Consider the following 20,744-nt stretch of genomic DNA (forward strand, 5'->3'; position numbering starts at 1 on the left):
GGCGAAACGTGATTGTTCGCTTAACCCAAAGGGAGCCGATTATGATGCTGATTACCGGCGGTGCGCGCAGCGGCAAAAGCCGTTTTGCTGAACAGATCGCAGAAAAACGGGGCGGAGACGTGTTGTATATCGCCACGTCGGCGGTGACGGATACGGAAATGGCCGAGCGGATCCGCTTCCACCAGCAGCAGCGTCCGGCGCATTGGCACACGTTTGAAAGTCATCGTGATTTAGGCGACGTTGTGCGCCTGAAGCAGACTGAATTCCCGACGATCGTGATTGAATGCATCACAACGCTGATCACAAATCTGCTGTTTGATATGGCCGGTGAAACTGAGCCGGAAGCGATGGATTTCACTGCTATCGAAGAGCATATTCTGGCGCAAATCACTGAACTCGCGGATGCCGCGCAGCATTGTGAAACGGAAGTGATTATCGTCACCAATGAAGTCGGTATGGGGATTGTGCCGGATAACCTGTTGTCGCGGCGCTTTCGTGACATCGCCGGGCGGGTGAACCAGCAACTGGCGGCTGCGGCGGATGACGTATATCTGGTGGTTTCCGGGATCCCGGTGCCGGTAAAAACGTCTGCGTAAAAAAGGATATTACGATGATGACTTGGCGTCTGTTTCTCGCAACGTTGCAGTTCCTCACCCGCATACCGGTAAAAGAACGCTGGTGTGACGGTGTTGAAATGAAGGATTACCCGCGCGGGATTGTGTGTTTCCCTTTGGTCGGGCTGGTTGTCGGCCTGCTTTCTGCGCTGGTCTGGGGGATTCTGGTTCAGCACGTTGGCGCATTTCCGGCGGCGGTTGCCGCGGTTATCGCTCATATTATGCTGACCGGCGCACTGCACCTTGACGGGCTGGCGGACACCTGCGACGGGCTGTTTTCGGTGCGCAGCCGGGAACGCATTCTGGAGATTATGCGTGACAGCCGCATTGGCACCAACGGCGCACTGGCGCTGATTGTCGCGATTTTACTGCGAACGGCGCTGATTTATCAGCTAAGTGCCGACGGGCTGGTAGTATTTGCAGTGCTGGTCGTAACGCCCGTTATCGGGCGGGGAATGATGTCCGTCATGATGTTCAGACAGTCATACGCCCGTGAATCGGGCATGGGCAATCTGTTTATCGGCAAAATCAGCGAAGGGCGCTTTTATGCGACGCTGCTGCTGATGGCCGCCCTGGTTCTGTTTATCGCCGGTTTCTCCACGCTGTTTGCCCTGCTGGTGACGCTGTGCTTTACCTTCGCCTTCCGCCGTTTTGTCGCCAGCCGTATAGGCGGACAAACGGGTGACACGTTGGGTGCGGCCTGCGAATTAAGCGAACTGGTTTTTCTTTTCTTCTTTTTATGGCACTGAGACCCGGAAAAATAAATGAAACTGTATCTGATACGACACGGACAAACTCAGGCAAACGTCGACGGCGTTTTCTGCGGCAGCAGCGATATCGCGCTGACCGCGCAAGGTGAAACTCAGGCGCAGCACGTCGCCCGTCAGCTGGCAGAAACACCGCTCGACTGCGTGATCCACTCCGGCATGCGGCGCAGCCAGGCCACGGCTGAATTTATCGTTAAAGGGCGCGAAATCGCGGTAGAAAGCCAGCCTCTGTTCAGAGAAATGGGATTCGGCGAATGGGAAATGCGCCATCACAAAGAGCTTGAAGCCTCTGAGGCAGAAGGTTATCAGCAGTGGTGTCAGGACTGGCAAAAGGCGGCAGTGCCTCAGGGCGAATCCTTCACCGAATTCACCGGGCGGATCCGTCAGGCGTTGCAGCAAATTCACCTGCGTCCGCCGGGAAGCTGCGTGGCTATTGTGGCGCATCAGGGTTCACTCAGCCTGTTGCTGGCGATGATGTTGAAACTCGCGCCTGCTGACATGTGGCGCTTTCCGTTTAAACAAGGCTGCCTGTGTGAGATCGATTTAAGCCCGGGAGCCTGCGTTATCCAACGTTTCAACGACAGCGGTATTTAATTTTTAAATCACGATAAGGAACACCGATGGCTTCGCTGGCAAATATCATCCGTCAGATTGCTGAACCCGACGCAGAGGCCGCACGGGCTGCCGAAGAACGTCTGGACAGCCTGGTTAAACCGTTGGGCAGTCTCGGGCGTCTGGAGCAGCTGGCTGTTCAGCTGGCGTCTATCCGCGGTAAAGCACCGCTGAAATTCCCCAGTAAAGAAATTCTGGTGATGGCCGCCGATCACGGCGTATGGCACGAAGGCGTAACGCCTTCGCCGCAGGTCGTCACCGCAATTCAGGCGGTGAATATTGTGCAGGGAAAAGCCGGAGTTTCCGTGCTGGCGCGTAACGCCGGTGCGCAGGTGACGCTGGTCGACTGCGGGATACTCGGCCCGGATATTCCCGGCACGCTGAACCACAAGGTCGCGCAAGGCACCGGCAATATTGCGACCGGCCCGGCGATGACCCGTGAACAGGCAGAATCGCTGCTCATTTGGAGCGCAGAACGTGTGATTGCGAAAGCGGAAAGCGGGTTGTCTCTGCTGGCGGTCGGTGAGCTGGGTATGGCAAACACCACGCCCGCGGCGGCGATGGTGGCGGTGCTGACCGGGGCAGCGCCTGCGCAAACGGTCGGGCTGGGCGCAAATCTTCCGCCGGAGCGGCTGGCCCATAAAATCAGCGTGGTGGAAAAAGCCATTGCGGTAAATCAGCCGGATGCTTTGGATGCGCTGGATGTCATGGCGAAAGTCGGCGGGTTTGAGCTTGCCGGTATGGCGGGCGCAATGATCGGGGCGGCGGCGGCCGGAATTCCGGTGGTACTGGACGGTTTCCTGTCTTACGCCTCGGCGCTGGCGGCCTGCCAGATTGCACCGGCCCTGAAACCGTATCTTATTCCGTCACATATTTCTGCGGAGCAGGGGGCGACAATTGCCCTTGAGGCGCTGGGTTTGCAGCCGTATTTTGACCTGAATTTGCGTCTGGGCGAGGGCAGCGGTGCCGCGCTGGCGTTACCGCTGATCGATGCTGCCTGCGCTGTCCATAATGAAATGGCAACACTGGCGGAGTGTCAGATAACGCTTTGAAACTTAAGTTTTAAAGCTTACGTTTCAAAGTAAAGCAGGGTGTTACCAGTCAATGCCCTGCTGCGCCATAATGCCCGCATCAAAAGCATGCTTCACCGGACGCAGTTCGCTGACGGTATCGGCCAGCTCCAGCAGATCCCGATGACACCCGCGGCCGGTGATAATCACCGTCTGGTGCGCCGGACGGGCATTCAGCGCATCAACCACTTCCTGCAAATCCAGATAGCCGAAACTGACCATATACGTCAGCTCATCGAGCACCACGAGATCCAGGGTGGCATCGTTCAGCATCCGTTTTCCATGTTGCCAGACGGCCTGACAGGCAGCAGTGTCGGTTTCTTTATTTTGCGTTTCCCAGGTGAAACCGGTCGCCATCACCTGAAATTCCACGCCGTGTGGCTCGAGCAGATTTTTCTCGCCGTTCGGCCATTCACCTTTAATAAACTGGATCACCGCTGCGCGCATTCCGTGCCCGACGGCGCGGGTGATTGTCCCGAAAGCCGCGGTGGTTTTACCTTTGCCGTTGCCGGTAAACACAATCAAAATCCCGCGCTGCTCTTTTGCCGCGTCAATGCGCGCATCAACCTGTTCTTTCAGCTTTTGCTGGCGCTGCTTGTGGCGATCTTCAGTCATGTTTGGCTCCGTTATTCGGCTGGACCGGCTTTACGGCCTGGCTGGGCATCAAAGCTGATACCGGTTTTACGACGGCTGTCATCGCCCATCAGGTAGAGATACAGCGGCATGATGTCAGCCGGTGTTTTGAGTTTATCTTTGTTTTCATCGGGGAACGCCGACGCGCGCATGCCGGTGCGGGTTCCGCCCGGATTAATGCAGTTCACCCGCAGACCCGTGTGTTTATGTTCTTCGGCCAGCACCTGCATCATGCCTTCGGTGGCGAATTTCGATACCGCGTACGCGCCCCAGCCGCTGCGGCCTTCGCGCCCGACGCTGGACGTTGTGAACACCAGCGACGCGCTGGCGGATTTGAGCAGCAGTGGCAGCAAGGCCTGCGTCAGCATAAACGTCGCGTTGACATTCACCTGCATCACGTTCATCCAGTCCGGCAGCCTGATTTCGGCCATCGGTGTAATCTCTGTCAGCAGCCCGGCATTATGTAAAACGCCGTCGAGATGTGGCACCCATCCGGCAATGTGGCTGGCGACGCGCTGGCAATCCTGCTCGCTGGCGGTCAGTAAATCGAGCGCATAAATGAACGCAGGCCGCAGGTTTTTAGCGGCAATTTCCTGCTGAACGCTGGCCAGTTTGCTTTCGGTGCGTCCGAGTAAAATGACCTGCGCGCCAAAGCGGGCGTAGGTCAGCGCCGCTTCGCGCCCGATGCCATCACCTGCGCCGGTGATCAGAATAATACGGTTGTTGAGCAGGTCAGATTTCGGATGGTAATGCATGGGCGGTCCTCATAGGTCGGGGCGCGATGTGGCGGCGATGGCCGTCTTCACATCAGGCGCGCTGAGTATCAAAAATGCCGGGTACGGGAGAAGTTGCGCTCGACCGGAGTCTGACATTTTGGTGTGAATTTGGGGTGTTTCGGAGTTGATCACCGGTTATATGCCTTAAATGGGCAGGAGTTTCAATGATTAACCCAAAAACAGACAGCTCTTTTGTAACAAAATTGGAACAATGGCGCACTCACTTTTAGTCTCTGGCATGATGTCATCTTCGAACAAGACGCCGCAGCGCCGATTGTCTAGAATGTTCAGCATCTTTCATAACGGTTTTATTACCACATCGAAAAGGCGGTTTGTGTGGATTTACTTTCTCTTTATGGGCTGTTTTTGGCTAAAGTAGTGACCGTAGTGATCGCCATTGGTGCGCTGGTGGTATTGGTGGTCGGCCTTCGTCATCGCAAATCTCACGGAAAAGGTGAGTTGCAGTTGGTCGATTTAGGGGAGCAGTACCGCGAAATGCAGCGTGAAATGCGCAGCGCGCGTCTGAGTCCTGCGGAGTTGAAAATCCGCAGTAAAGAACTGAAGAAAAAGGATAAAGCTGAAGCTAAACAGAAAAAACTACAGGCCAAAGCGGGGGGAACCCAATCCAAACCGTGCCTGTATGTTCTCGACTTCAAAGGCAGTATGGACGCGCATGAAGTGACTTCGCTGCGCGAAGAAATTTCAGCAGTGCTTGCGGTGGCTACGCCGGAAGACGAAGTGCTGTTACGCCTGGAAAGCCCTGGCGGCGTGGTTCACGGTTATGGTCTGGCCGCTTCGCAGCTGGTTCGTCTGCGGCAGAGCGGGATCCGCCTGACGGTGGCGGTAGATAAAGTCGCCGCCAGTGGAGGATATATGATGGCCTGCGTAGCTGACCGCATTGTCGCCGCGCCGTTTGCCATTATCGGCTCGATAGGCGTGGTTGCGCAGATCCCTAACTTCAACCGCTTATTGAAAAAGAACGATATTGATATCGAACTGCATACGGCGGGAGAATTCAAACGCACCCTGACGCTGCTCGGTGAGAACACCGAAGAAGGGCGCGAGAAATTCCGCGAAGATCTCAACGAAACGCACGTGCTGTTCAAGGAGTTTGTGCATCAGAATCGTCCGTCTCTGGATATCGATACCGTGGCAACCGGTGAACACTGGTTTGGTACGCAGGCACGTGAAAATGGCCTGATTGACGCCATCGGCACCAGTGATGATTTACTGATTGCGGAAATGAAAAATCATGAAGTGATTGCGGTGCGTTATGCCCGACGTAAACGCATGATGGACAGATTCACAGGCAGCGCGGCTGAAAGCGCTGACCGTCTGTTCCTGCGCTGGCTGCAGCGCAGTCAGAAGCCGTTGCTGTAAACGCTTTGCCTCATTAAAAGCGCAAAGAAAAAGGGACTTCGGTCCCTTTTTTTATCGGCTCAGTTTTCCCGGAAAGCTAACCGGTTGCGTCTTCTTTTATAGCGGCTTTTTTATCTCAATCTTCGAGATGGTATTTTTCTGAAAAAAGATGAGCCAGGTGTTTAAACATATTAAATACCGCAGTGGTTTTTCGGGTCGGTAAACCGTTTTCATCCATGAAGAATTCACCACGGAAAACCAGCACATTGCCTTTCTGTTCAACTTCTGTCGCAGCCATTCCGCTAAGATACTCATCGTGCTCACGGATAACCTTATTCGCTTCTGCCAGTAAAGCTTCGCGACTTATTGCCGATGTATTTTCGTGCATGATATTTACTCCCCACTATAATTGCTGACGTTATTGTAATCCTGCCGTTGTTAAAACCGCAAATCGGCTGTGGGTAATGGCTTTACATTGTGGTTATTATTTGAACGATTCGCCAAAAGGACTGAACACATTGGCGAAAAGGGCGTTTCCGTGTTAATTAGTTTGCGTGACGATTTTAATCAGGTAGAGTGTGGGATTTTGTGGCTTCAGGTGGAATGTTTTGTTTACGCTTGGTCATTATTTGACATAGGAAAGAGCACATTCTGCTGAACCCTGTCTGGTTAATCCCTCGCAGAATCAGTGTTTTGAACCTCTGGAAGTCAGTTCGCTCCTTCTTTTAAAGAAATAAGTTGACGTTCTGACTCACTGCCGCAATATAAAAAAAGACGTGATATTGTGCCGCGGCATAACTAGACAAAATCTTCTTCAGATGATGAAGAATCATTCAGGTAAAGGTAATTATGGGTAAAGCTCTCGTAATAGTTGAGTCCCCGGCAAAAGCCAAAACGATTAATAAATATTTAGGAAATGACTACGTGGTTAAGTCCAGCGTCGGTCATATCCGTGATTTACCAACCAGTGGATCCGCTGCTAAAAAGACCGCCGACTCAACCGAAGAAAAAACAAAGAAAAAAGTAAAAAAGGATGAGAAAACCGCGCTGGTTAATCGCATGGGCGTCGATCCGTATCATGGTTGGGAAGCGCAGTACGAAATACTTCCCGGTAAAGAAAAAGTCGTTGCTGAGTTAAAAGCGTTAGCGGAAAAAGCTGACCACATCTATCTCGCAACCGACCTTGACCGCGAAGGAGAGGCGATTGCCTGGCATTTGCGGGAAGTGATTGGTGGTGATGACAAACGTTTCAGCCGCGTGGTATTTAACGAAATTACCAAAAACGCGATTCAGAATGCCTTTAAAGAACCGGGCGAACTGAATATTGATCGGGTGAATGCTCAGCAGGCGCGTCGTTTTATGGACCGTGTGGTGGGCTACATGGTTTCCCCGCTGCTGTGGAAGAAAATTGCCCGTGGTTTATCCGCTGGCCGTGTTCAGTCCGTAGCGGTTCGTCTGGTGGTTGAGCGCGAAAAAGAAATCAAAGCGTTCGTGCCGGAAGAATACTGGGAGCTGCACGCTGATTTGCTGGCGAAGAAAGAAATTGCCCTGCAAATGGAAGTGACGCATCACCTCGATAAACCATTCAAACCGGTCAATAAAGAACAAACCCACGCGGCTGTTTCGCTGCTTGAAAAAGCGCGCTATCAGGTGGTGGATCGTGAAGACAAACCGACCAGCAGCAAACCGGGTGCTCCTTTTATTACCTCCACATTGCAGCAGGCGGCAAGTACGCGTCTGAGCTTTGGCGTGAAGAAAACCATGATGATGGCGCAGCGTCTCTACGAAGCCGGTCACATCACCTACATGCGTACTGACTCCACCAACCTGAGCCAGGACGCTGTAGAAATGGTTCGCGGTTACATTGGCACAAACTTTGGCGATAAATACCTGCCGAAAGCGCCGTTGCAGTACAGCAACAAAGAGAATTCTCAGGAAGCGCACGAAGCGATCCGTCCTTCTGATGTTGCCGTGGTTTCTGAGCAGCTCAAAGATATGGAAGCAGATGCGCAGCGTCTCTACCAGCTGATCTGGCGCCAGTTTGTGGCCTGCCAGATGACACCGGCGAAGTATGATTCCACCACGCTGACGGTGAAAGCGGGCGATTATTCCCTGCGTGCCAAAGGCCGTACGCTGCGTTTCGATGGCTGGACGAAAGTTATGCCAGCGTTGCGTAAAGGCGACGAAGACAGAACGCTGCCAGCGATTGAAGTCGGCACCGAACTCGAACTGCAACAGCTGCTGCCAACTCAGCATTTCACCAAACCGCCTGCACGTTTTAGCGAAGCGTCACTGGTGAAAGAGCTGGAAAAACGTGGCATTGGACGTCCGTCTACCTACGCGTCGATCATTTCGACCATTCAGGATCGTGGCTACGTACACGTTGAAAACCGCCGTTTCTATGCGGAAAAAATGGGTGAAATCGTCACCGATCGTCTGGAAGATAATTTCCGCGAACTGATGAACTATGATTTCACCGCACGCATGGAAGACGGGCTGGACCAGGTCGCGAATAACAAAGCAGAATGGAAAGCCGTTCTGGATGAGTTCTTCACCGAATTCAGCAAGCAGCTCGAAACGGCCGAGAAAGACCCTGAAGAAGGCGGTATGCGCCCGAATCAGATGGTTCTGACCAGCATCGAATGCCCGACGTGCAGCCGCCCGATGGGGATCCGTACCGCCAGCACCGGGGTGTTCCTCGGATGTTCCGGTTATGCGTTGCCGCCGAAAGAGCGCTGCAAAACCACCATCAACCTGATTGCGGATGCTGAAGTTCTGAACATCCTTGAAGGTGATGAAGCGGAAGCCAATGCGCTGCGCGCCAAACGTCGTTGCGGCAAATGCGGCACGGCGATGGACAGTTACCTGATCGACAACCAGCGCAAATTGCATGTCTGCGGTAACAACCCGGAATGTGACGGCTACGAAATCGAAGAAGGCGAGTTCCGTATCAAGGGATATGACGGCCCGATCGTTGAGTGTGAGAAATGTGGTTCTGAAATGCACCTGAAAATGGGACGTTTCGGTAAGTACATGGGCTGTACCAACGACGAGTGTAAAAATACCCGTAAGATCCTGCGTAACGGTGATGTTGCGCCGCCGAAAGAAGATCCGGTTCCCTTGCCGGAGCTGCAATGTGAAAAGTCTGACGCCTATTTCGTTTTACGTGATGGCGCGGCAGGTGTTTTCCTGGCGGCCAATACTTTCCCTAAATCGCGCGAAACCCGTGCGCCGCTGGTGGAAGAACTGAAGCGCTTTAAAGATCGTCTGCCGGAAAAACTGAGCTATCTGGCCGATGCGCCAGTGGCTGACCCGGAAGGCAATAAATCGATGGTGCGTTTCAGCCGTAAAACGAAGCAGCAGTACGTGTCTTCAGAAAAAGACGGTAAAGCCACCGGTTGGACGGCATTTTATGTTGACGGTAAATGGGTAGAAGGGAAGAAATAGTATTATTTAGCCGGAACCCATTGTTATTCGATTGTAAAAAACCAGTCCTTCGGGCTGGTTTTTTTATTGTATTAAGATCTATCATCGACAAGTTCTTCGCGAATATCTTCTCAGGGCAGGGCTGCCTGCTGTAATCCTTATGTTATCTGGCTATACAATGTGTCAGCTTTTGATATAATTGTTATATAAAATTTGTTTTTATTCACATTTGTAATAAGCTAATGCGTCAGTGACATAAGACGACGCAATACAGACTTCGGGCATTCAATAAAAATCATTTCCAGTCTGTTCAGCCAGCGGGTGAACAGGGATGGTGACAGGGTTTGAAACCAGGGTGGTATGAGATATGAAATTGCAGCAACTGCGCTACATCGTAGAGGTTGTTAATCACAATCTGAACGTCAGTTCGACGGCAGAAGGCCTGTACACGTCGCAGCCAGGGATCAGTAAGCAGGTGCGCATGCTCGAAGATGAGCTGGGTATCCAGATTTTCTCCCGCAGCGGTAAACATCTGACGCAGGTCACGCCCGCCGGGCAGGAAATTATCCGTATTGCGCGTGAAGTGCTGTCTAAAGTTGACGCCATTAAAGCCGTCGCGGGCGAGCACACGTATCCCGATAAAGGGTCACTGTACGTCGCCACGACACACACTCAGGCACGTTACGCACTGCCAAACGTCATTAAAGGTTTCATCGAGCGATACCCGCGCGTTTCACTGCACATGCATCAGGGTTCGCCAACGCAAATCGCCGAGGCCGTATCCAAAGGTAATGCTGATTTCGCGATTGCGACCGAAGCGCTGCATCTTTACGACGACCTGATTATGCTGCCTTGCTACCACTGGAACCGTGCGGTTGTGGTTCAGCCGGATCATCCGCTGGCGGGCAAAGATAAAGTCACCATCGAAGAGTTAGCGGCGTATCCGATTGTCACCTACACGTTCGGGTTCACCGGCCGTTCTGAGCTGGATACCGCGTTTAACCGCGCCGGGCTGACGCCGCGGATCGTCTTTACCGCCACTGATGCTGACGTGATCAAAACCTATGTCCGTCTTGGTTTAGGCGTCGGCGTTATCGCCAGCATGGCAGTTGATCCGATTCAGGATCCGGACCTGGTGACGGTCGATGCGCGTGATATCTTCACGTACAGCACCACCAAAATCGGTTTCCGCCGCAGTACTTTCCTGCGCAGCTACATGTACGATTTTATCCAGCGCTTTGCGCCACATCTGACGCGCGACGTGGTGGACACCGCCATTTCTCTGCGCTCGAATGAAGATATCGAAGAGATGTTCAAAGACATTAAGTTGCCGGTGAAATAAACCGCCACGCTTTGCTGAAAATCTCTGTCCCGCGCCGTCTTACGATGCCGCGGGATTTTTTTTGCCTGATGAACACTTCGTGTTGTTATTAAAATGTTAATTGAATTTTGTGTTATGTTTAACTATGCACTTATAAGCTTGCGGGTTATTCCCTGATAGCCACGCAGGCGCGAGAAATGAGCAGTAAAAGGAGAAGCTATGTCGTCCGATATTCGTGAGAAAAGTCTGGATAAACTGGCAGTCCAGAACAAGGAGTTTCATTACTACAGCCTGCCGCTCGCAGCCCAAACGCTGGGTGAACTCCAGCGCCTGCCAAAATCCCTCAAAGTTTTACTCGAAAATTTACTGCGCCACGTGGATGGCGACACCGTAACGGAAAGTGATTTACGCGAACTGGTTGGCTGGCAGAAAACAGGCCACGCCGATCGTGAAATCGCTTACCGGCCTGCGCGCGTTCTGATGCAGGATTTTACCGGCGTGCCGGCGGTGGTGGACTTAGCCGCCATGCGTCAGGCGGTAAAACGTCTCGGCGGTAATGTCGATCAGGTGAACCCGTTATCGCCTGTCGATCTGGTTATCGACCACTCGGTTACGGTAGATGAATTTGGTGATGACGAAGCGTTTGATGAAAACGTCCGGCTGGAAATGGAACGTAACAACGAACGCTATCAGTTCCTCCGCTGGGGCCAGAAAGCCTTCAACCGTTTCCGCGTTGTGCCGCCGGGCACCGGAATTTGCCACCAGGTTAACCTGGAATATCTCGGGCAGACCGTCTGGTACGAAGAACAGAACGGTAAAACGGTCGCCTACCCGGACACGCTGGTCGGCACCGATTCGCACACCACCATGATTAACGGTCTGGGGATCCTGGGCTGGGGCTGCGGCGGGATTGAGGCGGAAGCGGCGATGCTAGGCCAGCCGGTTTCCATGCTGATCCCCGACGTCGTTGGCTTCAAGCTGACCGGCAAATTACGCGAAGGCATCACCGCAACCGATCTGGTGTTAACCGTCACGCAGATGCTGCGTAAGCACGGCGTGGTTGGCAAATTTGTTGAATTCTACGGCGACGGGCTGGCGGATTTACCGCTGGCCGACCGCGCCACGATCGCCAATATGTCGCCGGAGTTCGGGGCCACCTGCGGGTTCTTCCCGGTGGATGACGTCACGCTCGGTTATATGAAACTCAGCGGCCGCAGCGACGAGCAGATCGAACTGGTTAAAGCTTATTCGCAGGCTCAGGGGTTATGGCGCAATGCGGGCGACGAGCCGGTATTCACCAGTACGCTGTCGCTGGATATGGGCAGCGTTGAACCGAGTCTGGCTGGCCCGAAACGTCCGCAGGATCGCGTGGCGCTGCCGGATGTGCCGAAGGCGTTTAAAGCGGCCACTGAACTGGAGTTGGGAAACAGTAAACCGGGGCGTAGCGACAAGGAAACCTTCACGCTCGAAGGCCAGCATTACGCGCTCACGACCGGCGCAGTGGTGATTGCCGCCATTACGTCCTGTACCAACACGTCAAACCCCAGCGTGCTGATGGCAGCCGGTTTGCTGGCGAAAAATGCCGCAGAGAAGGGGCTGACCCGCAAACCGTGGGTGAAAACCTCGCTGGCACCGGGTTCCAAAGTGGTGACCGATTATCTGAATGCTGCCGGTCTGATGCCATACCTTGAACAGCTCGGTTTCAATCTGGTGGGATACGGCTGTACCACCTGTATCGGTAACTCCGGGCCGCTGCCGGAACCGATTGAATCCGCCATTAAATCCGGGGATTTAACCGTCGGCGCGGTGCTTTCCGGCAACCGAAACTTCGAAGGGCGTATTCATCCGCTGATCAAAACTAACTGGCTGGCGTCTCCACCTCTGGTGGTGGCGTACGCGCTGGCCGGGAACATGAACGTCAATCTGACCCACGATCCGCTGGGGGAAGATGCAGACGGCAAACCGGTTTATCTGAAAGATATCTGGCCGTCGGCGACAGAAATTGCCCATGCGGTCGGGCAGGTCACCACCGCGATGTTCCATAAAGAATATGCGGAAGTTTTTAACGGTGACGCCAGCTGGCAGGCGATTCAGGTTGAAGGCACGCCGACCTACACCTGGCAGGAAGATTCGACCTACATCCGCCATCCGCCGTTCTTCAGCGACATGAAAGCGGAGCCGGACGCGCTGCAAGACATCAACGATGCCCGAATTCTGGCCATTCTGGCGGATTCCGTTACCACTGACCACATCTCGCCAGCCGGGAATATCAAAGCTGAAAGCCCGGCGGGGTTGTATCTGAAACAGCACGGTGTTGAGCCTAAGGCATTTAACTCTTACGGTTCGCGGCGCGGTAACCATGAAGTGATGATGCGCGGGACGTTCGCCAATATCCGTATCAAAAACGAAATGGTGCCGGGCGTGGAGGGTGGATTTACCCGCCATATTCCGTCGCAGGATCAACTGGCGATTTACGATGCGGCGATGCGCTATCAGCATGAAAGCGTGCCGACGGCGGTGATTGCCGGTAAAGAGTACGGTTCCGGGTCAAGCCGTGACTGGGCGGCGAAAGGGCCGCGTTTGCTGGGTGTTCGCGTGGTGATTGCGGAATCCTTCGAACGTATTCACCGCTCTAACCTGATCGGCATGGGGATTTTACCGCTGGAATTCCCGCAGGGCGTGACGCGCAAAACGCTGAAACTGACCGGCGATGAGCAGATCAGCGTCCGGGGTTTGCGAACCCTGACGCCGGGACAAGATGTCGCAGTACACATCACCTTTGCCGACGGGCATACGGAAACGGTGAACGCGCGCTGCCGTATTGATACGGGCAATGAGCTGACGTACTTCCAGAACGGCGGCATTCTGCATTACGTGATCCGCAAAATGCTCTGAATCTTTTTCCCGTCAAAACTCCATGAAAAAGGGCACCGTTAAGGTGCCCTTAATATTTCTGTCATATCCTGAAAAAATTACTTATCGAGCAGGTGGCCCATTTTGGCGGCTTTGGTCGACAGGTAACGTTCATTTTCCGGATTACGGCCCACGATCAGCGGCACGCGCTCGGTGATATTAATGCCGGCTTCAGTCAGGATTTCGACTTTTTTCGGGTTGTTGGTCAGCAGGCGGACCGAATCAACGCCCAGTAACTTGAACATATCCGCGCACAGGGTGAAGTCGCGTTCATCAGCTGCAAAACCGAGCTGATGGTTGGCTTCGACGGTGTCATAGCCTTTGTCCTGCAAAGCGTAAGCGCGGATTTTGTTGAGCAAACCGATGTTACGGCCTTCCTGGCGGTGATACATCAGGATGCCACGGCCTTCTTCGGCGATGTGATTGAGTGCGGCTTCGAGCTGAAAACCACAGTCACAGCGCAGGCTGAATAAGGCATCGCCGGTCAGACATTCCGAGTGAACACGCGCGAGAACCGGTGTTTCACCGCTGATGTCACCAAAAACTAACGCCAGGTGGTCGTGCCCGGTGGCCAATTCTTCAAAACCCACCATCAGGAAATCGCCCCAAGGTGTTGGCAGATTGGCTTCTGCCACCCGTTTCAGCTGCATTTTACGCTCCAAAAAAACCACAAAGTGTCTTTATTTACAGTGAGTATTTTACTTGTTGATGCGCATCCTACGTTCAGATGCGGCCTCTGGATAGGGAATCGGTGCCTTTCCATCACGACAGGGCGGTATTTTGCCACAGATTGGCGCAGTTTTTAGCGCGAATATTTGAACGATTAGTTCATAACTTATGAATTATAACCGCTTCTTCAACAATCCCCGCTTAGGGAATGTGAAGCGATGACAACGTTGCTACACTCCAACTCTTTTATAAATGACGGAAGGGACGACTATGTTTGATATCGCCAAACGCACCGCACTCGGGGCTGTACTTTTAATGCTGATGCCCGCAGCGGTAGGGATAAGCGGCTGGCTTTGGGCACCGGGAGGAAATCCGTCCGTTTTGCGCCCGCTGTTCTGGGTGACGCAAACGGTGAGCGAGCCCTGGGGTATCCTCACAACGGTGATTCTTGGCGGCTGGTTCCTGTGGTGCCTGCGCTTTCGTCTTAAACCGGCCATCGGGCTGGGTGTGATTATTGTGGCCGCGCTGCTGGTCGGGCAATACGCGAAAGACTTCATCAAAGGTGAAGTACGTGAGCCACGGCCCTACGTGGCGTGGCTGGGAACCGATCATCAGATGAACGTGGATGAGTTTTATGCGCAGAAAAGCAAATTGCGTGGCAAACAGGTCAAAGAAATACTCGGCGAGGACACGCAGATACCTCACTGGCTGAATAAAAGCTGGCAGAACGACACCGGTTACGCATTCCCTTCTGGTCATACGATGTTTGCCGCTACCTGGGCATTGTTAGGCATCGGGCTGTTATGGCGGCGTAAACACTACAAAACGGTCACGTTCCTGATGGTGTGGGCAGTCGCCGTGATGGGCAGCCGTCTGGTTCTGGGAATGCACTGGCCGCGTGACCTGCTGGCGTCCGTGGGTATCAGCTGGATATTGGTGACACTGGCCTGCTGGCTGACTGAGCGTTATGTCGGACCGCTGACGCCACCGCCGGCGGAAAATCAGGAAATCGCTGAACGCGACGGAGAATAAACACTGGCAATTTCAAAGGGGTTTAACAAAACCCCTTTAATTCATCGCTTTCCGCCCCCATATCTCTTCCATATCGTAAATTGCAGCGATATTTGCGACACACTGCTAAAGTTGCACGAAGTTCCAACAACCTGCATTTAAAGCCTCCGCAATGTTTCCCAGCTTTGTTTGGAAATGCTAACTTATTAGGTCGGGACGAGAGTTTTTGGCATAATTCATCCGGTACATCCGGCATTACAGGAATGAATGTGAAATATCTGCTGATTTTTTTATTTTTGCTGGTCATCGTGGTGATTTCTATCACTCTGGGTGCCCATAATGATCAGACTGTGACCTTCAATTATTTGCTGGCGCAGGGCGACTATCGTGTTTCCACACTGCTTGCCGTGCTCTTTGCTACCGGTTTTATTCTGGGCTGGGTCATCTGCGGTTTGTTTTACCTGCGTGTCCGCTTATCTCTCGGGCGTGCCCAGCGGAAAATCAAACGCCTTGAACAACAAATTGAACCCGCGGCTGCCGTTACGCCGCCAGCAGCATCTTATGATGTCAGCAAGGAATAACCCTCTATGTTAGAACTGCTGTTTCTGTTGTTGCCCGTTGCGGCCGCCTATGGCTGGTACATGGGGCGCAGAAGTTCTCAGCAGGATAAACAGGAAAATGCTAACCGCCTGTCGCGTGAATACGTAGCAGGGGTTAACTTCCTGCTTTCCAACCAGCAGGATAAAGCGGTCGACCTATTCCTTGAAATGTTGAAAGAGGACAGCAGTACGGTCGAAGCACACCTGACTCTGGGGAACCTCTTCCGCTCCCGTGGCGAAGTCGATCGCGCCATCCGCATCCACCAGTCGCTGATGGAAAGTGCCTCGCTGACCTTCGAACAGCGTTTGCTTGCCGTGCAGCAGTTAGGACGCGATTACATGGCTGCCGGTTTTTATGACCGCGCGGAAGACATGTTTAATCAGCTGGTGAAGGAGCAGGACTACCAGCTGTTTGCGCTGGAACAGTTGCTGATCATCCATCAGGCGACCAGCGACTGGCAGAATGCTATCGATGTGGCCGAGCGTCTGGTCAAGCTGGGCAAAGAAAACCGCCGCAAGGAAATCGCGCATTTCTGGTGTGAACTGGCGCTTCTGGCGATGGTTTCTGATGATTTCGATAAGGCCACAGGCCTGCTGAAAAAGGCCGCGGCGGCAGATAAACTTTGTGCCCGCGTGTCTATCATGCTGGGGCGCATTTTTCTGGCGCAGGGCGAATACCGTAAAGCAGTTGATGCGCTGCAACGCGTGCTTGAGCAGGACAAAGAACTGGTCAGCGAAGCGCTGCCGATGATGCAGGAATGCTACCAGAACCTGAAAGATACGCTGGGTTGGGCAGAGTTCCTCAAGCGTTGTGTCGATGAAAACACCGGCGCGACGGCAGAACTGATGCTGGCGGAAATCATCCAGCAGGAAGAAGGGCGTGAAACGGCGCAGAACTACATTAACCGCCAGCTGCAACGTCATCCGACCATGCGTGTGTTCCATCACCTCATGGATTACCATCTGGCCGATGCAGAAGAAGGCAGGGCGAAAGAGAGTCTGGTTTTACTGCGGGACATGGTGGGTGAGCAGATCCGTACAAAACCGCGTTACCGCTGCCACAAATGCGGATTTACTGCACATTCACTGTACTGGCATTGTCCGTCATGCCGTGGCTGGGCGACGATCAAACCTATACGGGGTCTCGACGGCCAGTAATTTTCCCGACATACTTCGCGTTGCAGATGTATTTATCATCTTGTTACAACGCGAATTATTCAGGGAAAGGAGAGGGGAATTACTTCTTCTTACCGGTGGTTTTGCGGGCGTTAAGTAACGTACGCAGTTTCTTGATTTCTTTTGCTGTCAGCGCCGGTTCAGAATCTTCAGCAAGATGCTGGTTATCAATTTCATGCTCGGTGGCTTTCGCCGCCTTTTTCCCCTTGGGTGCTGCCGGATTAAAGCTCTCTTCCAGACGTGCTGCCACTTCCGCACTTAAAGAATGCTCAGCCTCAGCGGCGGCGTTCCTGATCAGTTCCTTCAATTCAACCGGAATTTTGACGGTCAGGGTTGTTATCTCACTCATTTTTCAGCCTTTCCTTAGAGTAAAGTTACAAACTATGCCAGCGTTGTGTCGGCGTCTAGTGCTTCACAAAAATTTAATAAAACTGTCACATTATGTGTAGCTGTGAATTCAGCCTTTTGCCATGTAAAATGCGGGCGGCAGAAAACAGGCTTTCCCTTCCTGAAATGAAAAAACACAAGAGGCTGAAGACATGACGTCAGAAAATAACATTAACAACAACGACTTAAATTCCTCACCTATTGTTGTCGCTCTCGACTATGCCGATAAATCTGCCGCGCTGGCTTTTGCAGATAAAATCGATCCCCGTGATTGCCGTCTGAAAATTGGTAAAGAGATGTTCACGCATTTCGGCCCGCAGATGGTAAAAGATTTGCAGACTCGCGGTTTTGACGTCTTTCTGGATCTGAAATTCCATGACATCCCGAACACCACGGCGCATGCAGTTGCCGCAGCGGCGGAGCTGGGCGTGTGGATGGTCAACGTACATGCCAGCGGCGGTGCGCGCATGATGACCGCAGCAAAAGAGGCGTTGCTGCCGTTTGGTAAGGACGCGCCGTTACTGATTGCCGTCACCGTGCTGACCAGCATGGAAGGCAGCGATCTGGCGGATCTGGGCATCACCTTATCTCCGGCAGATTACGCCGAACGTCTGGCGCGCCTGACCCGTGACTGCGGGCTGGACGGGGTTGTATGTTCCGCGCAGGAAGCGACGCGCTTTAAATCGGCGCTGGGGCAAGCGTTCAAACTGGTCACGCCGGGGATCCGCCCGGCAGGCAGCAAAGCCGACGATCAGCGCCGCGTGATGACCCCGCAGGAAGCGCTGGCGGCGGGTGTGGATTACATGGTGATTGGCCGTCCGATTACGCAGTCCGCCGATCCGGCGCAGACGCTGCGTGATATCCGTGCATCACTGCGATAAGCAGGGGAATTTATGCGTAATGACAGCAACAGCCGGTTAGTGTATTCCACTGATACCGGCAGAATCGATGAGCAGAAAGCCGTCGTCGTACGCCCGAAAGGTGACGGGATTGTTCGTATTGCGCGTCAGACCAGCGGGCGCAAAGGGAAGGGTGTTTGTCTTATTACTGGCGTCGATATGGACGATGCTGCACTGGAAAAACTGGCGGCTGAACTGAAGAAAAAATGCGGTTGCGGCGGCGCGGTGAAAGACGGCGTGATAGAAATTCAGGGCGATAAACGTGATTTACTGAAACAGCTGCTTGAAGCTAAAGGGATGAAAGTCAAACTGGCGGGTGGCTGATAAAACAAGATGCTGCGCCTTTGAAAAGCGCAGCGTCTTACTGTTTTTTTTATCTGTTCTTATTTACTGACCTGATGACCCACAATACCACCTACTGCTGCGCCGCCTAACGTACCTAAAGTACTTCCGTCAGTCAGAACCGCACCACCAAGTGCACCGGCACCGGCACCAATCGCCGTGTTACGGTCACGTTTAGACCAGTTACCACACGCGGTAACAGACATCGCAAGAGTCAAAACCAGTGCAATACTGGCAACGCGTTTATTTACGAGCATCATAGTTATCTTCCTCAAAGGATTAACGTTCAGCATCATCGATAAGTATAGGCAACATGCAGCGTTATCACTGTATTTCACCTGGTGATCCTTCACGCAACTTATGAATTTTTGAGCTGTTCCGAACCTTTATTCATAATTCGACTCATCCGGACGCACTTTTGCATCCGTTAACTAAAAATAGTGAAATTAGTATCCATTCACTAGGTGAATAATCTTAATTCACCATCAAGCCGCAGTCTCACCACACAATTAACTAAAGCGTTGCACCTGCGTGCCCTGAATGTGGCATAAACAGGCACTTTTGCGTTTGCAGCAGATCCGTACGCACTCTTTAGCGATTTGCCCCATACCGGCACCCGCCCGCCGACCAGACAATAAAGCATCGATTCATGAGGAAACCGAGATGCTTAAACAACTGAAAGAGCAGGTACTGGAGGCCAACCTGGCACTGCCGCGCCATAATCTGGTGACCTTTACATGGGGAAATGTCAGCGCCGTGGATCGCCAGCAAGGGCTGATCGTCATCAAACCGTCGGGCGTGGAATACGATCATATGGGCGTCGATGACATGGTGGTGGTGGAGCTGGAAACCGGGAAAATCGTGGAAGGCAGCAAGAAACCGTCTTCCGATACCGACACGCACCGCGTGCTCTACCTCAGCTTCCCTCAGGCGGGCGGCATTGTGCATACCCATTCCCGCCATGCGACCATCTGGGCCCAGGCAGGCATTGATATTCCGGCCTGGGGCACCACACATGCGGATTATTTTTATGGCAACATCCCCTGCACGCGCTTAATGACCGAAGCCGAAATCGCCGGGCGCTACGAGTGGGAAACCGGGGAAGTGATCGTTAAAACGTTCGCGGAACGTAACCTCGATCCCGCGGATATTCCGGCGGTGCTGGTGCATTCGCACGGGCCTTTTGCCTGGGGAAAAGATGCCGATAATGCCGTACACAACGCGGTGGTGCTGGAAGAAATCGCCTACATGGGCATTTTCTCCCGCCAGTTAACGCCGCAGTTGCCGGATATGCAGCCGCAACTTCTGGATAAACATTATCTGCGCAAGCACGGCAAGAATGCCTACTACGGGCAGTAATCCGCGCCGTACTTCAAATATCACATGAAAAAAGTCAGCCTACGAGGCTGACTTTTATGCCTGAGTTAGTCAGTTGCTGGCGGAACGTATCCGGCAGTGCTTCGTCAGTAATGACATGACTGAAAGCGCTGACAGGGCCGAGCGGATTGAGATTGATCTGGCCGAATTTCGAGGAATCCGTCAGGACGATATTCTCCGCGCCCTTCGCCACGACCGTATTCACCACGTCGGCACGCAACATGTCACGGCCGGTAAAACCGGTGGTGTCAGTAAATCCGTCAATCCCGATAAAGGCTTTGCTAAAATTCATCTGCTGCAAACACAATTTTGTCAGCGGACCGACCACTGTCTGGCTGGTCTTCTGGTACATCCCGCCGAGCAGCACCACGTCACACGGCATACTTTTCAGCAACGACGCCACATAACTGCTGACGGTAATCACCGTGAGATTCTTTTTGTCCGCCAGATATTGTGCCAGCAGGGCAATGCTGCTGCCGCTTTCGAAAAATACCGTTTCGCCATCCTGGATTAATGACGCCGCGAATTTTGCCAGTTTTTGCTTCTGTGCGAAGTTCGACATCATTCGGGTATCGACGTCATCGGTCTGGATCGCGACGGCAAAACCGTGCGCGCGGCGCAGATAATGGCGTTGCACCAGCTGATTGAGATCGTGACGGATCGTCACTTCTGAAACCTGACAAATCTGCGACAGCTCACTTACGCTGATCCGCTGTTTATCGTTTACCCATTGCAAAATGACTTGCTGTCTGTCGTTCATAAGTGCCCAAAAATACGGGCAGCGCAGGCTGCC

The 20,744-nt window shown here is 53.1% G+C and carries 21 protein-coding genes; 14 read left to right on the forward strand and 7 right to left on the reverse strand.

Annotation, left to right across the window (positions count from 1 at the left end):
* The first annotated feature begins 41 nt into the window (after positions 1-41).
* Genes cobU through cobT form a run of 4 tightly spaced genes read left to right on the forward strand, consistent with a single transcriptional unit; the run spans position 42 to position 3,045 of the window.
* Complete coding sequence (cobU, locus tag GW579_RS01680; protein WP_152325935.1) at positions 42-596, forward strand: bifunctional adenosylcobinamide kinase/adenosylcobinamide-phosphate guanylyltransferase; 555 nt, start codon at positions 42-44, stop codon at positions 594-596.
* 14 nt (positions 597-610) lie between these two features.
* A complete protein-coding gene (cobS, locus tag GW579_RS01685) occupies positions 611-1,363 on the forward strand; it encodes an adenosylcobinamide-GDP ribazoletransferase (protein WP_165057136.1) in 753 nt (250 codons plus the stop codon).
* A gap of 15 nt (positions 1,364-1,378) precedes the next feature.
* Positions 1,379-1,975 carry an alpha-ribazole phosphatase gene (cobC, locus tag GW579_RS01690; protein ID WP_165057138.1) on the forward strand — a complete coding sequence of 199 codons (597 nt, stop codon included), beginning with the start codon at positions 1,379-1,381 and terminating at the stop codon, positions 1,973-1,975.
* Positions 1,976-2,001: 26 nt separating this feature from the next.
* Positions 2,002-3,045: a nicotinate-nucleotide--dimethylbenzimidazole phosphoribosyltransferase gene (cobT, locus tag GW579_RS01695; protein WP_165057140.1), complete on the forward strand. Its 1,044-nt coding sequence runs from the start codon at positions 2,002-2,004 to the stop codon at positions 3,043-3,045.
* 42 nt (positions 3,046-3,087) lie between these two features.
* Here cobT and cobO read toward each other — a convergent pair whose 3' ends face one another.
* Both cobO and GW579_RS01705 read right to left on the reverse strand, forming a co-directional pair.
* On the reverse strand, positions 3,088-3,678 hold the full coding sequence (cobO, locus tag GW579_RS01700; RefSeq protein WP_165057141.1) for a cob(I)yrinic acid a,c-diamide adenosyltransferase: 591 nt from the start codon (positions 3,676-3,678) through the stop codon (positions 3,088-3,090).
* Positions 3,679-3,689: 11 nt separating this feature from the next.
* Positions 3,690-4,451 (reverse strand): YciK family oxidoreductase, encoded by a 762-nt coding sequence (locus GW579_RS01705; protein WP_152325940.1) that lies wholly within the window; start codon positions 4,449-4,451, stop codon positions 3,690-3,692.
* A 357-nt stretch (positions 4,452-4,808) separates the two neighbouring features.
* Here GW579_RS01705 and sohB point away from each other — a divergent pair, with 357 nt between their 5' ends.
* A complete protein-coding gene (gene sohB, locus GW579_RS01710; RefSeq protein WP_152325941.1) occupies positions 4,809-5,852 on the forward strand; it encodes a protease SohB in 1,044 nt (347 codons plus the stop codon).
* A gap of 115 nt (positions 5,853-5,967) precedes the next feature.
* Here sohB and GW579_RS01715 read toward each other — a convergent pair whose 3' ends face one another.
* On the reverse strand, positions 5,968-6,219 hold the full coding sequence (locus GW579_RS01715; RefSeq protein ID WP_152325942.1) for a YciN family protein: 252 nt from the start codon (positions 6,217-6,219) through the stop codon (positions 5,968-5,970).
* A gap of 461 nt (positions 6,220-6,680) precedes the next feature.
* On the opposite strand from GW579_RS01715, the gene topA reads away from it, so the two are divergent.
* The 3 genes from topA (at position 6,681) to acnA (ending at position 13,473) form a co-directional block, all read left to right on the forward strand.
* Positions 6,681-9,278: a type I DNA topoisomerase gene (topA, locus tag GW579_RS01720; protein WP_165057142.1), complete on the forward strand. Its 2,598-nt coding sequence runs from the start codon at positions 6,681-6,683 to the stop codon at positions 9,276-9,278.
* A gap of 346 nt (positions 9,279-9,624) precedes the next feature.
* On the forward strand, positions 9,625-10,599 hold the full coding sequence (gene cysB, locus GW579_RS01725) for an HTH-type transcriptional regulator CysB (RefSeq protein ID WP_152325944.1): 975 nt from the start codon (positions 9,625-9,627) through the stop codon (positions 10,597-10,599).
* A 198-nt stretch (positions 10,600-10,797) separates the two neighbouring features.
* The gene (acnA, locus tag GW579_RS01730; protein ID WP_165057143.1) at positions 10,798-13,473 is read left to right on the forward strand and encodes an aconitate hydratase AcnA; all 2,676 of its coding nucleotides are present in this window, start codon (positions 10,798-10,800) and stop codon (positions 13,471-13,473) included.
* A gap of 77 nt (positions 13,474-13,550) precedes the next feature.
* On the opposite strand, the gene ribA is transcribed toward acnA, so the two are convergent.
* On the reverse strand, positions 13,551-14,141 hold the full coding sequence (ribA, locus tag GW579_RS01735; RefSeq protein WP_101076876.1) for a GTP cyclohydrolase II: 591 nt from the start codon (positions 14,139-14,141) through the stop codon (positions 13,551-13,553).
* Positions 14,142-14,430: 289 nt separating this feature from the next.
* On the opposite strand from ribA, the gene pgpB reads away from it, so the two are divergent.
* The 3 genes from pgpB to lapB all read left to right on the forward strand — a co-directional run bounded on the left by pgpB (position 14,431) and on the right by lapB (position 16,928).
* Positions 14,431-15,192, forward strand: coding sequence for a phosphatidylglycerophosphatase B (gene pgpB, locus GW579_RS01740; RefSeq protein ID WP_165057145.1), 762 nt, complete (start codon positions 14,431-14,433; stop codon positions 15,190-15,192).
* Positions 15,193-15,440: 248 nt separating this feature from the next.
* Positions 15,441-15,752 (forward strand): LapA family protein, encoded by a 312-nt coding sequence (locus tag GW579_RS01745; RefSeq protein WP_152326349.1) that lies wholly within the window; start codon positions 15,441-15,443, stop codon positions 15,750-15,752.
* Positions 15,753-15,758: 6 nt separating this feature from the next.
* Positions 15,759-16,928, forward strand: coding sequence for a lipopolysaccharide assembly protein LapB (gene lapB / locus GW579_RS01750; protein WP_165057147.1), 1,170 nt, complete (start codon positions 15,759-15,761; stop codon positions 16,926-16,928).
* Between the two features lie 79 nt (positions 16,929-17,007).
* Here the strand turns inward: lapB and GW579_RS01755 are convergent, their stop codons facing one another.
* Positions 17,008-17,295, reverse strand: coding sequence for an Arc family DNA-binding protein (locus tag GW579_RS01755; protein ID WP_165057149.1), 288 nt, complete (start codon positions 17,293-17,295; stop codon positions 17,008-17,010).
* A gap of 190 nt (positions 17,296-17,485) precedes the next feature.
* Between GW579_RS01755 and pyrF the strand changes: the two genes are divergently transcribed.
* Together pyrF and yciH are read left to right on the forward strand one after the other, a co-directional pair.
* Positions 17,486-18,214, forward strand: a complete 729-nt coding sequence (pyrF, locus tag GW579_RS01760) for an orotidine-5'-phosphate decarboxylase (protein WP_152325949.1) — start codon at positions 17,486-17,488, stop codon at positions 18,212-18,214.
* Between the two features lie 12 nt (positions 18,215-18,226).
* Positions 18,227-18,556, forward strand: a complete 330-nt coding sequence (gene yciH, locus GW579_RS01765; protein WP_165057151.1) for a stress response translation initiation inhibitor YciH — start codon at positions 18,227-18,229, stop codon at positions 18,554-18,556.
* Positions 18,557-18,615: 59 nt separating this feature from the next.
* On the opposite strand, the gene osmB is transcribed toward yciH, so the two are convergent.
* On the reverse strand, positions 18,616-18,834 hold the full coding sequence (gene osmB / locus GW579_RS01770; protein WP_056780657.1) for an osmotically-inducible lipoprotein OsmB: 219 nt from the start codon (positions 18,832-18,834) through the stop codon (positions 18,616-18,618).
* A gap of 403 nt (positions 18,835-19,237) precedes the next feature.
* Between osmB and araD the strand changes: the two genes are divergently transcribed.
* Positions 19,238-19,933, forward strand: coding sequence for an L-ribulose-5-phosphate 4-epimerase (gene araD, locus GW579_RS01775; protein ID WP_165057153.1), 696 nt, complete (start codon positions 19,238-19,240; stop codon positions 19,931-19,933).
* 34 nt (positions 19,934-19,967) lie between these two features.
* Here the strand turns inward: araD and GW579_RS01780 are convergent, their stop codons facing one another.
* Positions 19,968-20,711 (reverse strand): DeoR/GlpR family DNA-binding transcription regulator, encoded by a 744-nt coding sequence (locus tag GW579_RS01780; protein ID WP_165057155.1) that lies wholly within the window; start codon positions 20,709-20,711, stop codon positions 19,968-19,970.
* Between the last annotated feature and the right edge of the window lie 33 nt (positions 20,712-20,744).

The organism is Rahnella contaminans (assembly GCF_011065485.1).
Taxonomy (GTDB): Bacteria; Pseudomonadota; Gammaproteobacteria; order Enterobacterales; family Enterobacteriaceae; genus Rahnella; species Rahnella contaminans.

Coding starts and splice junctions, on each gene's coding strand:
- acnA (WP_165057143.1), top strand. CDS start 10,798: ATGTCGTCCGATATTCGTGAGAAAAGTCTGGATAAACTGGCAGTCCAG.
- GW579_RS01780 (WP_165057155.1), bottom strand. CDS start 20,711: ATGAACGACAGACAGCAAGTCATTTTGCAATGGGTAAACGATAAACAG.
- GW579_RS01705 (WP_152325940.1), bottom strand. CDS start 4,451: ATGCATTACCATCCGAAATCTGACCTGCTCAACAACCGTATTATTCTG.
- cobO (WP_165057141.1), bottom strand. CDS start 3,678: ATGACTGAAGATCGCCACAAGCAGCGCCAGCAAAAGCTGAAAGAACAG.
- cysB (WP_152325944.1), top strand. CDS start 9,625: ATGAAATTGCAGCAACTGCGCTACATCGTAGAGGTTGTTAATCACAAT.
- ribA (WP_101076876.1), bottom strand. CDS start 14,141: ATGCAGCTGAAACGGGTGGCAGAAGCCAATCTGCCAACACCTTGGGGC.
- yciH (WP_165057151.1), top strand. CDS start 18,227: ATGCGTAATGACAGCAACAGCCGGTTAGTGTATTCCACTGATACCGGC.
- araD (WP_165057153.1), top strand. CDS start 19,238: ATGCTTAAACAACTGAAAGAGCAGGTACTGGAGGCCAACCTGGCACTG.
- cobS (WP_165057136.1), top strand. CDS start 611: ATGATGACTTGGCGTCTGTTTCTCGCAACGTTGCAGTTCCTCACCCGC.
- topA (WP_165057142.1), top strand. CDS start 6,681: ATGGGTAAAGCTCTCGTAATAGTTGAGTCCCCGGCAAAAGCCAAAACG.
- GW579_RS01715 (WP_152325942.1), bottom strand. CDS start 6,219: ATGCACGAAAATACATCGGCAATAAGTCGCGAAGCTTTACTGGCAGAA.
- lapB (WP_165057147.1), top strand. CDS start 15,759: ATGTTAGAACTGCTGTTTCTGTTGTTGCCCGTTGCGGCCGCCTATGGC.
- cobT (WP_165057140.1), top strand. CDS start 2,002: ATGGCTTCGCTGGCAAATATCATCCGTCAGATTGCTGAACCCGACGCA.
- cobU (WP_152325935.1), top strand. CDS start 42: ATGATGCTGATTACCGGCGGTGCGCGCAGCGGCAAAAGCCGTTTTGCT.
- osmB (WP_056780657.1), bottom strand. CDS start 18,834: ATGATGCTCGTAAATAAACGCGTTGCCAGTATTGCACTGGTTTTGACT.
- pyrF (WP_152325949.1), top strand. CDS start 17,486: ATGACGTCAGAAAATAACATTAACAACAACGACTTAAATTCCTCACCT.
- pgpB (WP_165057145.1), top strand. CDS start 14,431: ATGTTTGATATCGCCAAACGCACCGCACTCGGGGCTGTACTTTTAATG.
- cobC (WP_165057138.1), top strand. CDS start 1,379: ATGAAACTGTATCTGATACGACACGGACAAACTCAGGCAAACGTCGAC.
- GW579_RS01755 (WP_165057149.1), bottom strand. CDS start 17,295: ATGAGTGAGATAACAACCCTGACCGTCAAAATTCCGGTTGAATTGAAG.